9 protein-coding genes are annotated in these 13,181 nt (G+C 59.8%); 6 read left to right on the top strand and 3 right to left on the bottom strand.

Annotated elements, in window-relative coordinates; all coding sequences use genetic code 11:
* The first annotated feature begins 162 nt into the window (after positions 1-162).
* The 6 genes from glgB to ACCW71_RS09115 all read left to right on the top strand — a co-directional run bounded on the left by glgB (position 163) and on the right by ACCW71_RS09115 (position 10,718).
* Positions 163-2,346, top strand: a complete 2,184-nt coding sequence (glgB, locus tag ACCW71_RS09140) for a 1,4-alpha-glucan branching enzyme (protein WP_436370874.1) — start codon at positions 163-165, stop codon at positions 2,344-2,346.
* The gene (gene glgX, locus ACCW71_RS09135; RefSeq protein WP_436370873.1) at positions 2,343-4,325 is read left to right on the top strand and encodes a glycogen debranching protein GlgX; all 1,983 of its coding nucleotides are present in this window, start codon (positions 2,343-2,345) and stop codon (positions 4,323-4,325) included. Before glgB ends, glgX begins: the two co-directional genes overlap by 4 nt.
* Before the next feature lie 10 nt (positions 4,326-4,335).
* Positions 4,336-5,628 carry a glucose-1-phosphate adenylyltransferase gene (gene glgC, locus ACCW71_RS09130; RefSeq protein WP_436370872.1) on the top strand — a complete coding sequence of 431 codons (1,293 nt, stop codon included), beginning with the start codon at positions 4,336-4,338 and terminating at the stop codon, positions 5,626-5,628.
* A gap of 63 nt (positions 5,629-5,691) precedes the next feature.
* Entirely contained in the window at positions 5,692-7,125 is a 1,434-nt protein-coding gene (gene glgA / locus ACCW71_RS09125) for a glycogen synthase GlgA (protein ID WP_436370871.1), read from the top strand.
* 18 nt (positions 7,126-7,143) lie between these two features.
* A complete protein-coding gene (gene glgP, locus ACCW71_RS09120) occupies positions 7,144-9,591 on the top strand; it encodes a glycogen phosphorylase (protein ID WP_436370870.1) in 2,448 nt (815 codons plus the stop codon).
* Positions 9,592-9,782: 191 nt separating this feature from the next.
* Positions 9,783-10,718, top strand: coding sequence for a LysR family transcriptional regulator (locus ACCW71_RS09115; RefSeq protein ID WP_436370869.1), 936 nt, complete (start codon positions 9,783-9,785; stop codon positions 10,716-10,718).
* Here ACCW71_RS09115 and mdcH read toward each other — a convergent pair.
* The 3 genes from mdcH to ACCW71_RS09100 are packed head-to-tail and all read right to left on the bottom strand — an operon-like array spanning position 10,699 to position 13,179.
* On the bottom strand, positions 10,699-11,601 hold the full coding sequence (gene mdcH / locus ACCW71_RS09110; RefSeq protein WP_436370868.1) for a malonate decarboxylase subunit epsilon: 903 nt from the start codon (positions 11,599-11,601) through the stop codon (positions 10,699-10,701). The two genes, ACCW71_RS09115 and mdcH, sit on opposite strands and share 20 nt — an antisense overlap.
* Positions 11,598-12,218, bottom strand: a complete 621-nt coding sequence (locus ACCW71_RS09105; protein WP_436370867.1) for a malonate decarboxylase holo-ACP synthase — start codon at positions 12,216-12,218, stop codon at positions 11,598-11,600. The genes mdcH and ACCW71_RS09105 overlap by 4 nt, the downstream gene beginning before the upstream one ends.
* A gap of 1 nt (position 12,219) precedes the next feature.
* Positions 12,220-13,179, bottom strand: a complete 960-nt coding sequence (locus ACCW71_RS09100) for an AEC family transporter (RefSeq protein WP_436370866.1) — start codon at positions 13,177-13,179, stop codon at positions 12,220-12,222.
* Positions 13,180-13,181: the final 2 nt, after the last annotated feature.

Here is a 13,181-nt window from a genome sequence, read left to right as displayed (position 1 = left end):
TTCGGACTAACTGGTTGTGGTACACGGCAAAAACACTTTTTCCATGGAATGGCCTGACATCTTTTGTCGTCGTACGTATGGCTCAATGAAGAGCAGCGCAGGTGAAGCGCGACAGGTTGTGTCGCGTTCATTTCGGCTGCCAATTATCACAGGAAGAAAGTCATGTCAGAGCTTCCCGATCGCGAGGCGATCAATGCCCTTTTTGCGGGTAATTATGCCGACCCTTTTTCGTTACTAGGGATGCACCGAACTCAGCAGGGCCTTGAAGTCAGGGCGTTGCTTCCCGAAGCGCTTGAGGTGTGGGTTATCGAAACCTCCACCGGGCGTAAACTCGCCCAGCTGGCCTGTGAAGATGCCCGCGGCTTCTTCAGCGGGGTGATCCCGCGTCGTAAAAATCCTTTCCGCTACCAGCTGGCGGTCAACTGGCATGGCCAGCAAAACCTGGTGGATGATGCCTATCGCTTCGGACCGCTGTTGCAGGAGATGGATCTCTGGCTGCTGGCTGAAGGTACCCATCTGCGTCCTTACGAGACGCTGGGCGCACACGGCGCGGTGATCGACGGCGTCACCGGCACCCGCTTCTGTGTCTGGGCCCCGAACGCCCGGCGCGTCTCGGTGGTCGGCGATTTTAACTTCTGGGATGGCCGTCGTCATCCGATGCGTCTGCGACTGGAAATGGGCATCTGGGAGCTGTTTGTGCCGGGTGCGGTCAACGGCCAGCTCTATAAGTTTGAGATCATTGATGCTAACGGCGAGCTGCGCATCAAAGCGGACCCTTACGCCTTTGAAGCACAGATGCGGCCGCAAACCGCCTCGATGATCTGTGGCCTGCCTGAACCGGTCGAGATGAAAGCGGAGCGCAAGGCCGCCAACGGCTTTGACGCGCCGATCTCTATCTATGAAGTGCATCTCGGCTCCTGGCGACGTCACACCGACAACAACTTCTGGCTGAGCTACAAAGAGCTGGCTGAACAGCTGGTGCCCTACGTCAAAGAGATGGGCTTTACCCATATTGAACTGCTGCCGATCAACGAGCATCCGTTTGATGGCAGCTGGGGCTACCAGCCGCTGGGTATGTATGCGCCAACCCGTCGCTTCGGCACCCGAGATGAATTCCGCGCCTTTATCGATGCGGCCCATGACGCCGGTCTGAACGTGCTGCTCGACTGGGTGCCAGGCCACTTCCCCAGCGATGACTTTGGTCTGGCGAAGTTTGACGGCACCGAACTCTATGAGCACAGCGATCCGCGTGAAGGCTTTCACCAGGACTGGAATACCCTGATCTACAACTTTGGCCGCCGGGAAGTGAGCAACTACCTGTCGGGCAATGCGCTCTACTGGACGGAGCGTTTTGGCATCGATGGCCTGCGCGTCGATGCGGTGGCGTCGATGATCTACCGCGACTATAGCCGTAGCGAAGGGGAGTGGGTGCCGAATCAGTACGGTGGCCGCGAGAACCTGGAGGCGATCGAATTCCTGCGTTACACCAACCGCACCCTCGGCACGGTGGCGTCCGGTTCAGTGACGATGGCTGAAGAGTCTACCGACTATCCTGGCGTGACCCGTCCGACCGAAGGCGGCGGGCTGGGCTTCTGGTTCAAGTGGAACCTGGGCTGGATGCACGACACGCTCGACTACATGCAGGTCGATCCTATCTACCGCAAGCACCATCACAACCTGATGAGCTTCGGCATGATGTACAACTACACCGAAAACTTTGTGCTGCCGCTGTCGCATGACGAAGTGGTGCACGGCAAGCGCTCAATCCTCGACCGCATGCCAGGTGACGCCTGGCAGAAGTTTGCCAACCTGCGTGCCTACTACGGCTGGATGTGGGCCTTCCCCGGCAAAAAACTGCTGTTTATGGGCAACGAGTTTGCTCAGGGCCGCGAATGGAACCACGACGTCAGCCTCGACTGGCATCTGCTGGAGGGCGGTGACAACTGGCACCACGGCGTCCAGCGGCTGGTGCGCGATCTCAACCACACCTATCAGTACTACACGCCGCTGCATCAGCTGGACTTTGATCCCAATGGATTTGAGTGGCTGGTGGTCGATGACGCCGAGCATTCGGTGTTTGCGTTTGTGCGCCGCGACCGCGAAGGCAATGAGGTGATTGTGGTCAGTAACTTTACGCCGGTGCCGCGTCCGGGGTATCGCTTTGGCGTTAACCAGCCGGGTATCTGGCGCGAAGTGCTGAACACCGACCAGCATGACTATCACGGCAGCGACGTGCGCAACCCGCGCGTGCATACCGATGAGCAGCACAGCCACGGCCGGCCTCAGTCGCTGAGTCTGAACCTGCCGCCGCTGGCGACCGTCTGGCTGGTGCGGGAGGCCGAATGACCATCACCGCCGGAGATCCTCAACCGCTGGGTGCCAGTTATGATGGCAAAGGCGTTAACTTCACCCTGTTCTCACAGCATGCCGGGCGCGTTGAGCTTTGCCTGTTTGATGAGCAGGGCGTGGAGCAGCGCGCCGATCTGCCTGGCCGCAGCGGGGATATCTGGCACGGTTATGTTCCGGCGTTAAAACCGGGACAGCGCTACGGCTACCGGGTGCATGGCCCCTGGGCACCGCAGCAGGGACACCGCTTCAACCCGGCGAAACTGCTGGTCGATCCCTGCGCCCGCGCGGTTGAGGGCGACATCCCGGACGATCCGCTGTTTCAGGGCGGTGAGAGTGCGCCTGATCCCCACGACAACGCCGCGATTGCGCCTAAATCTGTGGTGGTGGCGGAAGACTTTGACTGGCAGGGCGACGTTGCCCCCGCCACGCCCTGGGGCAGAACGGTCATTTACGAAGCGCATGTGCGCGGTCTGACGCAGCGACACCCGGAAATTCCTGAAAAGCTGCGCGGGACTTACGCGGCGCTGGGCCATCCTGTTATGGTGGATTACCTGCGTCGTCTCGGTATTACTGCCATTGAACTGCTGCCGATTGCCCACTTCGCCAGTGAACCGCGTCTGTTACAGATGGGTCTCAGCAACTACTGGGGCTACAACCCCTTTGCGCTCTGGGCGGTCGACCCGCGTTACGCCTCCGGTCAGCCTGGCGTCACGCCGTTGCAGGAGTTTCAGCAGGCGGTGAAGAACCTGCACGCCGCCGGGATCGAGGTGCTGCTGGATGTGGTGTTCAACCACACCGCCGAACTGGATGAAATTGGCCCGACGGTGTCGATGCGCGGCATCGATAACGCCAGCTACTACTGGCTGGATGAGCAGGGCGGCTACCAGAACTGGACCGGCTGCGGCAACACCCTGAATATCCACCACCCGCAGGTGATGGCCTGGACTTTAGAGGCGCTGCGCTACTGGGTGCGGGTCTGTCACGTCGACGGCTTCCGTTTTGATCTGGCCCCGGTGCTGGGCCGCACGCCCGACTACCGGCGGGATGCGCCGCTGTTTGAGGCGATACGCGCCTGTCCGATGCTCTCTCAGGTCAAGCTGATTGCTGAGCCGTGGGACATCGGGCCTGACGGTTATCAGGTGGGCCGCTTTCCGCCACCGTTCGCCGAATGGAACGATCAGTTTCGCGATACCGCGCGGCGCTACTGGCTGCACGGCGGGTTAAGCAACGGCGAGTTTGCCCGCCGCTTCGCCGCCTCCAGCGATCTCTACCAGCATGATGACCGGCCGCCACACGCCACCATCAACCTGATCACCGCCCACGACGGCTTTACGCTGTGGGACGTGGTGAGCTTCGAGCGGAAACACAACGAAGCGAACGGCGAAGATAACCGCGATGGGCATGGCGATAACTACAGCCATAACCACGGCAAAGAGGGGCTCAACGTCAGCCATGACGTGATTGAGCGTCGCCGTCGCAGCGTGCGGGCGCTGCTGACCACACTGTTACTGTCGCAGGGCACGCCCATGCTGCTGGCCGGTGATGAGCGTGGCCACACGCAGCGCGGCAACAATAACGCCTACTGTCAGGACAACGCCCTGAGCTGGCTCGACTGGCAGGCCGATGAGCGGGGATTAGTCGGGTTTACCGCCGCACTGATTGCTCTGCGCCAGCGTATTCCGGCACTTATTGCCAATCGCTGGTGGCAGGAGGGTGACGGTAATGTGCAGTGGCTCAATAATCGTGGCCTGCCACTGCAATACGATGAATGGACAGAGGGGGTGCACAGATTGCAGATCCTGCTGTCCGGCCACTGGTTAATAACAATAAACGCCACGGATACGGTGAACGACATCGTGTTACCAGACGGAGAATGGCGTGCCCTTCCTCCTTTCGCCGGGGACGACAACCCCATCCTGCTGACTGTCTGGCATGGTCCCGCACACGGTGTGTGCGTGTTCCAAAAGCAATCATAAGGAGTCAGACATGGTTAAGTTAGATAGAACAGATCACCTGATGCTGGCTCGCCAGCTCCCTACACAGACGGTTGCTCTGATCCTCGCCGGCGGACGCGGCACGCGACTGGTCGATTTAACGGCTAAACGTGCCAAACCGGCGGTGCATTTCGGCGGCAAGTTCCGCATTATCGACTTTGCCCTCTCCAACTGCGTCAACTCCGGTATCCGACGGATTGGCGTGATTACTCAGTATCAGTCTCACACCCTGACTCAGCATATCCAGCGTGGCTGGTCGATCTTCAATGAAGAGATGAATGAGTTTGTGGATTTGCTGCCAGCGCAGCAGCGCTTTTCCACCGAACAGTGGTATCGCGGGACGGCGGATGCCGTAACGCAAAACCTTGATGTGATTCGCCGCTACCAGGCGCAATACATCGTGATCCTTGCCGGGGACCACATTTACAAAATGGACTATTCGCGCATGTTGCTGGACCACGTGGTGAATGAGGCGAAATGTACTATCGCCTGTTTACCGGTGCCGGTGCATGAAGCCACCGCGTTTGGCGTGATGGCCGTTGATGAAGAGAACATGGTGATCGACTTCGTCGAGAAACCGGCGCAGCCGCCGACCATGCCGGGTGATGATACCCAGGCGCTGGCCAGCATGGGCATCTACGTCTTCAACGCGGACTATCTCTACGAACTGCTGGAAGAAGATCTCCAGACGCCAGGCTCTAACCACGACTTCGGCAAAGATATTCTGCCGAAAATTGTGGCGCGCGGTGAGGGCTATGCCCACTCCTTCGCACTCTCCTGCGTGCAGAATGACGACAATGCACCGCCTTACTGGCGCGATGTCGGCACGCTGGAAGCCTACTGGCGTGCCAATCTCGATCTGGCCTCGGTGATGCCGGAACTCGACATGTATGACGTCAGCTGGCCGATCCGCACTCACATGGAGCCGCTGCCGCCCGCCAAGTTTGTTCAGGATCGTTCCGGCAGTCACGGGATGACCATGAACTCACTGGTTTCGGGGGGCTGCATCATCTCCGGTTCGGTGGTGGTCAATTCGGTGCTGTTCCCGCGGGTGCGCGTGAACTCCTTTTGTAATATTGATTCGACCGTGCTGCTGCCCGATGTGGTAGTCGGCAGATCGTGCCGTCTGCGTCGCTGTGTGATTGATCGCGCCTGCGAGTTACCAGAAGGCATGGTGATTGGCGAAAACCCGGATGAAGACAGTCGCCGGTTTCACCGTTCGGAAGAAGGGATCGTACTGGTAACCCGCGCCATGCTGGCTAAATTAGCCAAAGCGGGGCTGTAAGCGATAAGCGGAACTTACGCAATCGGCACGCGGAGCGTGCCGGATAACTTAATGAGGTCGAGGATGCAGGTTTTACATGTCTGTTCAGAACTTTTTCCGCTGCTTAAAACGGGCGGACTGGCTGATGTAGTCGGGGCATTACCTCAGGCACAGATTGCGGGTGGCACGGATACGCGGGTGTTACTGCCCGCTTTCCCCGCATTGCGCAAAGGCATACCTGATCTTCAGGTAGTGACCGAGCGGGAAACGTTTGCTGGTCACGTGCGATTACTGTTTGGTGAATTTAACGGTGTGGGCATCTATCTGATTGATGCCCCCGCGCTCTACGACCGTCCGGGTAGCCCATACCACGATGAGTCGCAGTTTGCCTATGTCGATAACTATCTGCGCTTCGCGCTGCTGGGCTGGGTGGGCTGTGAACTGGCGTGCGGTATGGACTCTATGTGGCGTCCCGATATTGTCCACGCCCACGACTGGCACGCCGGTCTGACCTGCGCCTATCTGGAAGCGCGTGGCCGTCCGGCAAAATCGGTGTTTACCGTGCATAACCTGGCGTACCAGGGACTGTTCTCGGCGCACCACATGGATGAGATTGGCCTGCCGTGGTCCTTCTTCAGCATGTATGGACTGGAGTTTTTCGGTCAGATCTCCTTCCTCAAGGCGGGACTCTATTACGCCGATCATGTGACGGCGGTCAGCCCGACCTACGCCCATGAAATTACCTCAGCCGAATTTGGTTACGGCATGGAAACCCTGCTGGCGCAGCGGATGCGGGAAGGCCGCCTCAGCGGCATCCTGAACGGCGTCGATCCCTCTATCTGGGACCCGGCCCACGATCTGCTGCTCAACGCCCGCTATAACCGTGATACCCTGGAAGCCAAAGCGGAAAACAAACGCCAGTTGCAGGTGGCGATGGGTCTCAAGGTCGACGACAAGGCGCCGGTATTCTGCGTCATCAGCCGTCTGACCAAACAGAAAGGGCTGGATCTGGTGCTGGAAGCGCTGCCGGGCCTGCTGGCGCAGGGCGGTCAGCTGGTGCTGCTGGGACAGGGCGACGCCGAACTGCAACAGGGCTTCCTGGCGGCGGCGGCGGAGCATCCGGGCAGCGTCGGCGTGCAGATTGGCTATCACGAAGCGTTCTCACACCGCATTGTCGGTGGTGCTGACGTGATTGTGGTGCCGAGCCGCTTCGAGCCCTGCGGCCTGACTCAGCTCTATGGCCTGAAGTATGGTACGTTGCCACTGGTACGCCGTACCGGCGGCCTGGCTGATACCGTCAACGACAGCTCGCTGGAGAACCTCGCCGATGGCATCGCCAGCGGATTCAGCTTTGAAGATGCCAACGCCTGGTCGCTGTTACGGGCGATCCGGCGCGCGTTTGTCTTGTGGTCCCGTCCTTCGCTGTGGCGTTACGTTCAGCGCCAGGCGATGGGGATGGACTTTAGCTGGCAGGTGGCGGCACAAGCCTACCGCGATCTCTACCAACGTTTGATGTAACGGACTGGGATACTGGATATGAATGCACCTTTCACATATGCCTCGCCAACGCTGACGGTGGATGCTTTAAAGCATTCGATTGCCTACAAGCTGATGTTTACCATCGGTAAAGATCCTTCGATCGCCAATAAGCATGAGTGGCTCAACGCCTCGCTGCTGGCGGTGCGCGACCGCATGGTGGAGCGCTGGCTGCGTTCCAGCCGCGCCCAGCTGTCGCAGGATGTCCGGCAGGTCTACTACCTGTCAATGGAGTTCCTGATGGGGCGTACCCTCGGCAATGCGCTGCTGGCGATGGGGATCTATGACGATCTCAACCAGGCGCTGGATGAGATGGGGCTGGATCTGGCCGAGCTGATGGAAGAGGAGAACGATCCGGGGCTCGGCAACGGCGGTCTCGGTCGCCTGGCGGCCTGTTTCCTCGACTCACTGGCGACGCTGGGTATGCCGGGTCGCGGCTACGGCATCCGCTACGACTACGGCATGTTCAAACAGAACATTGTGGAAGGTGAGCAGAAAGAGTCACCGGATTACTGGCTTGAGTATGGTAATCCGTGGGAATTCCAGCGTTTCAACACCCGTTACAAAGTGCGATTTGGCGGCCGGGTGCAGCACGAAGGTGCGAAGGTGCGCTGGCTGGAGACCGAAGAGATTCTGGCGATGGCCTACGATCAGATCATTCCCGGCTTCGATACCGACGCCACCAACACCTTACGGCTGTGGGGCGCGCAGGCGAGTAACGAGATCAACCTCGGTAAGTTCAACCAGGGCGACTACTTTGCGGCGGTGGAAGATAAAAACCACTCTGAAAACGTGTCGCGGGTGCTCTACCCGGATGACTCGACCTACTCCGGTCGTGAGCTGCGTCTGCGCCAGGAATATTTCCTGGTCTCCGCCACCGTGCAGGACATTCTCAATCGTCACTGGCGGATGCACCAGACCTGGGACAACCTGGCGGATAAGATCGCCATTCACCTGAATGATACCCACCCGGTGCTGGCGATCCCGGAGCTGATGCGCCTGCTGATCGACGAACATAAATTCAGCTGGGATAACGCCTTTGACGTCTGCTGTCAGGTCTTCTCCTACACCAACCATACGCTGATGAGCGAAGCGCTGGAGACCTGGCCGGTCGATATGATCGGCAAGATCCTGCCGCGCCACCTCAGCATCATTTTTGAAATTAACGACTTCTTCCTGAAAACCATCCAGGACTACTACCCGGATGACTGGGATCTGCTGTCGCGTATTTCGATCATCGACGAGAACGACGGGCGTCGGGTGCGCATGGCGTGGCTGGCGGTGGTGGTCAGCCACAAAGTGAACGGGGTGTCAGAGCTGCACTCCAATCTGATGGTGCAGTCGCTGTTTGCCGACTTCTCCCGACTCTTCCCCGGCCGTTTCTGCAACAAAACCAACGGCGTCACCCCGCGTCGCTGGCTGGCGCTGGCCAATCCGGCGCTGTCAGAGGTGCTGGACGAGGAGATCGGCCGCAACTGGCGTACCGATCTCAGCCAGCTGAGCGAGCTGAAAGCGCAGCTCGACTACCCGGCCTTTATTGAAAAAATCGCTATCGCCAAGCATCAGAACAAGCGTCGGCTGGCGGACTGGGTGGCGAAGAATCTGGATGTGGTACTCGACCCGAACGCGCTGTTCGATGTGCAGATCAAGCGTATCCATGAGTACAAACGCCAGCTGCTGAACGTGCTGCATGTGATCACCCGCTACAACCGCATCAAAGCCGATCCGCAGGCGGAGTGGGTGCCGCGCGTGAATATCTTTGCCGGTAAGGCCGCCTCCGCCTACTACGTCGCCAAGCAGATTATTCATCTGATCAACGATGTGGCGAAGGTGATCAACAACGATCCGCAGGTGAAGAACAAGCTGAAAGTGGTCTTCATCCCGAACTACAGCGTGAGTCTGGCGCAGATCATTATTCCGGCGGCCGATCTCTCGGAGCAGATCTCTACCGCCGGTACGGAAGCGTCCGGCACCAGTAACATGAAGTTTGCGCTGAACGGGGCCTTAACCATCGGCACCCTGGACGGGGCTAACGTCGAGATGCTGGAGCACGTGGGCGAAGAGAACTTCTTTATTTTCGGTAATACCACGCCGCAGGTCGAAGCGCTGCGTCAGCAAGGCTACAACCCGCGCGACTACTATGAGGGCGACGAGGAGCTGCATCAGGTGCTGACCCAGATCGCCTCCGGCGTCTTCAGCCCGCAGGACCCAGGCCGCTACCGTAACCTGTTCGATTCGCTGGTGAATTTTGGCGATCACTACCAGGTGCTGGCGGATTACCGCAGCTATATCGACACCCAGGATAAAGTGGACGCGCTCTACCGCAAACCGGAAGAGTGGCAACGCCGTGCGGCTCAGAATATCGCTGGCATGGGCTACTTCTCGTCAGACCGCACCATTCAGGAGTATGCCGATGAGATCTGGAATATCTCGCCGGTAAGACTGTAACGCGCGGCTGATCGCCGGTGATCATCACCTCTCGCGGCGGCCGGTCTTATCCGGCCGCCGCTTTTTCTGCCGTTCTCTCCGCCCGCAATACCCTCTGAGTCTCATCCCTGCGCGCCAGATCATTACCCCCGCACTCAGATAATGGCTATCATGCGGGAAAGCCACCTCACCCTACAGGCACCGCGCAGCAGATGAGTGACAATATCAACCAGGAAATTACCTTCCGTAAGCTCAGCGTTTTTATGATGTTTATGGCGAAAGGCAATATCGCCCGCACCGCGGAAGCGCTGGAACTGAGCAGCGTCAGCGTCCATCGCGCCCTGCATACGCTGGAAGAGGGCATCGAATGCCCGCTGTTTATCCACAAAGGGCGCAATCTGGTGCCGCTGCCTGCGGCCTGGACGCTGCTGGAGTATTGTCGTGACGTCACCGCCCTGATGGGCAAAGGCATTGAAGAGGCGCGCAAGATCGCGGGCATCGGCTGCGGTCGCCTGCGGCTCGGCACGCTCTACTCGCTGACCCTGGAGACCATCCCCCGGCTGATCATGGGCATGAAGCTGCGCCGCCCCACGCTGGAGCTGGATCTGACGATGGGGTCGAATCAGATGCTGCTGAACATGCTGGAGGATGACGCGCTGGATGCGATTCTGATCGCCACTGACGATGGTGAACTCAGCGACGCCCATTTCGACGTGATCCCGCTGTTTGACGACAATATCTTTCTGGCCGCACCCGCCGGGGAGCCGCTCGACAGAACCTGCGGGGTCGATCTGCGTGATTATGCCGGGCGCGATTTTGTCTCGCTGGCGGAGGGATTTGCCACCTACGCAGGTTTTCAGGAGGCGTTTCAGGTGGCCGGGTTCGAACCACAGGTGGTCACCAGGGTGAATGACATCTTCTCGATGATCAGTCTGGTGCAGGCGGGCATGGGACTGGCGCTGATCCCCGGCCGGATGAAGAAAGTCTATGAAACCAGTATTCAGCTGCTGCCGCTGGCGGAGCCTTACCAGATGCGTCAGCAGATTTCGATTGTCTACTCGCACCGCCGCGAACGCGATGCTGACCTGCTGGCACTGGCGGCGGAAGGGCGGATGTATGCCCGCAGCCTTACTGACTCAGCCGTTTAGCCAGATGCAGCGCCACCTCAACGCTGTTGCGCTCCAGGCAGATCGCTTCACCCTGCCAGCCAGCCTGTAGCGTCAGGCCGGTCAGCACATTGCCGGGCGGCATCTCAATCGCCAGCCGGGCGTCGCGCTGATTGGCGGAGACGATGGCATCGTTCCACTGCACGGTGCGCGCCATATTAAACGCCAGGTCGTCGGCGATCTTCTCCGGCTGCCAGATAACCCGCGCGGTTGAGCCGCTGAGATAGGCGCAGGTGGGGCGGGTGAGGCGCACCGACGCAAACGCCTGGGCCAGCCTGGCGGCAGGCTTCGCCAGCAGCGCGCAGTGCGACGGCACGCTCACCGCCAGTTTAACCGCTTTACTTGCACCGGCCTCCAGCGCCCGCTGCGCCACCCGCGCCATATCCTCATCCCGTCCGGCAATCACGATCTGCGTTTCCGCATTCAGATTGGCGATGTAGATGTTGCTGCCGGGCAGCAGTTTCTCCAGACGACCGAGCGTGAGGCCGGCGATCGCGGTCAGGCCATATCCCTGCGGATAAGCCTGCTCCATCAGATCGCCGCGCAGCGCGACCAGCCGCAGGGCGTCGCTAAAATCGAGCGCACCCGCGATCACCGCGGCGGGAAACGCGCCAATCGACAGGCCGCTGACGATGTCTGGTTTCAGCCCGCGGCGGATAAGCTCACGCGCCCAGGCGACGCCGCAGATCAGCAGAGAGAGCTGCACCGCGCGGGTATGGCGCAGCGCGTCGGCGCTGTCGAGGTGGTCAGTTTCATCGCCCAGCACCGCCCGCACGCGGCTTAACAGCGCCTCGCCGTCGGGCAGCTGTTGCAACATGCCGGGACGCTGAGTGCCCTGGCCGGGAAAGGTAAAGAGTATTTTCATTGCGGCTCCCTGCTCCAGGGTGAAGCGGTCACTATCGGTCCGGTGGCGGTTTTGACCAGTACCCGGCTCGCACGCAGCCATTCGCTGAGTGCGAAAGCGCCCAGCGGCGTTTCCACCTGGGTATCGACCCGGCAGGCCAGGGCGTCGGTCTCTCTCTGCCACTGTTGCAGTGCGTCGCGCGCCAGTGGTTCTGGCGCGCGAATAACTAAATCGAGATCGCTGGCGCTATGCAGCGTGGGCTGCTGCGTCGCCAGGGCATAACCGGTACTGCCGGTGATGCCCCAGCGCCACGGCCAGCGGCGCTCGCTGAGCGCCAGCGCCGCGCTGACCGGCGCATAAGCGCTAAACGGTGACGCCAGCAACAGCGCGCGCGCGGCCAGACTCTCCGGGGTGAAAACACGAACGACAGCGGCGACATCGACCCATCCGGCGGCACGCTGTTCGCGTCGCTCACCGCGAACCCCCACCGGAATCAGTCCGGTTTCACTCCTGTCGCGCCGCACCACCACCGGCAGGCCGGGATGCCAGATCTCGCTGACCCAGGGCTCACTAATGGCGGCTAAGGCGTTGCTGTTACGCAGCCAGAGCAGATCGTGGGGGCGCGGCGCAGAGGTCATATCAGAGTCCTGATGTCAGCGTAATGAACAGAGGTAACGATAAAATACACAACAGTGAACTTAACAGCAGTACGGCTTCAGCATCTGGCGACTGAACGCCAAAGCGGTTGCCGAACACCACGCCAAAGAAACCGGCCGACAGCGCAATCATCATAATCGCGGTAATCGCCACTGAACCGTGCAGACCCAGCGCCAGCACCAGACCCCAGGCGATCAGCGGCTGAATCAGCAGTTTGGTCACCGTACCCAGGCCCACCACCGCATTGAATTTCAGCTTGCGTGCCGAGAGGATCACGCCGGTCAGGAACAGCGCCGCAGCGGTCGCGGCCAGGCCCAGCGGTTTAATCGCGGCCAGCAGCAGGTCGGGCATTTTAACCCCCAGCGCCGACAGCACCACGCCGATCAACGGTCCCATCACGATCGGTTTTTTCAGTGAGCGCCACATCAGCACCGGCAGCATAGCCAGCGTGGAACCGTGCTGGTTACCGGCGGCAAACGCTTTTTCGCGTTCCAGGATCAGCAGGCAAAACGGCGTCAGCAGCACTGAGCCACAGGCGATAGCCACCGCCACCGAGAGCGAGGTCGCCCCATTTTCACCCAGCACGCTGGCCAGAATCGGCAGGCCCAGCGCGGCGTAGTTGGGCAGCGCCACGGTCAGCGTCAGCACGGCCGCATCCTGCGGTGATTTTTTGAAAACTTTGGTGGCAATAAAATAGATAGCCGCGTAGGTGATCCACATCGCGCCGGTAATCACCACAATCAGCGGCCATTGCGCCACAATACCCGCCCACGGCGTCTGAACCGTGGCGCTGAACAGCGCGGCGGGCAGGGCGAAATCCATCACAAAAATATTCAGCAGTGAAACGTCTTTATTGTTGACCATTCCGGCCTTACCGGCCCAGAAACCCAGCAGCATAATCACAAAGATTGGAGCAAGAGCATGAACAATTATATAAATCATAA

This window comes from Pantoea sp. C2G6 (assembly GCF_051336815.1).
Classification (GTDB): Bacteria; Pseudomonadota; Gammaproteobacteria; order Enterobacterales; family Enterobacteriaceae; genus Pantoea.
Note: the sequence above shows the minus strand (reverse complement) of the source record. Positions and strands in the feature narration are given on the sequence as shown.

What these genes read in the sequence shown, in the direction of transcription:
- glgX (WP_436370873.1), top strand. Translation starts at nt 2,343, where the DNA reads ATGACCATCACCGCCGGAGATCCTCAACCGCTGGGTGCCAGTTATGAT.
- glgB (WP_436370874.1), top strand. Translation starts at nt 163, where the DNA reads ATGTCAGAGCTTCCCGATCGCGAGGCGATCAATGCCCTTTTTGCGGGT.
- glgC (WP_436370872.1), top strand. Translation starts at nt 4,336, where the DNA reads ATGGTTAAGTTAGATAGAACAGATCACCTGATGCTGGCTCGCCAGCTC.
- glgP (WP_436370870.1), top strand. Translation starts at nt 7,144, where the DNA reads ATGAATGCACCTTTCACATATGCCTCGCCAACGCTGACGGTGGATGCT.
- ACCW71_RS09115 (WP_436370869.1), top strand. Translation starts at nt 9,783, where the DNA reads ATGAGTGACAATATCAACCAGGAAATTACCTTCCGTAAGCTCAGCGTT.
- mdcH (WP_436370868.1), bottom strand. Translation starts at nt 11,601, where the DNA reads ATGAAAATACTCTTTACCTTTCCCGGCCAGGGCACTCAGCGTCCCGGC.
- ACCW71_RS09105 (WP_436370867.1), bottom strand. Translation starts at nt 12,218, where the DNA reads ATGACCTCTGCGCCGCGCCCCCACGATCTGCTCTGGCTGCGTAACAGC.
- glgA (WP_436370871.1), top strand. Translation starts at nt 5,692, where the DNA reads ATGCAGGTTTTACATGTCTGTTCAGAACTTTTTCCGCTGCTTAAAACG.
- ACCW71_RS09100 (WP_436370866.1), bottom strand. Translation starts at nt 13,179, where the DNA reads ATGATTTATATAATTGTTCATGCTCTTGCTCCAATCTTTGTGATTATG.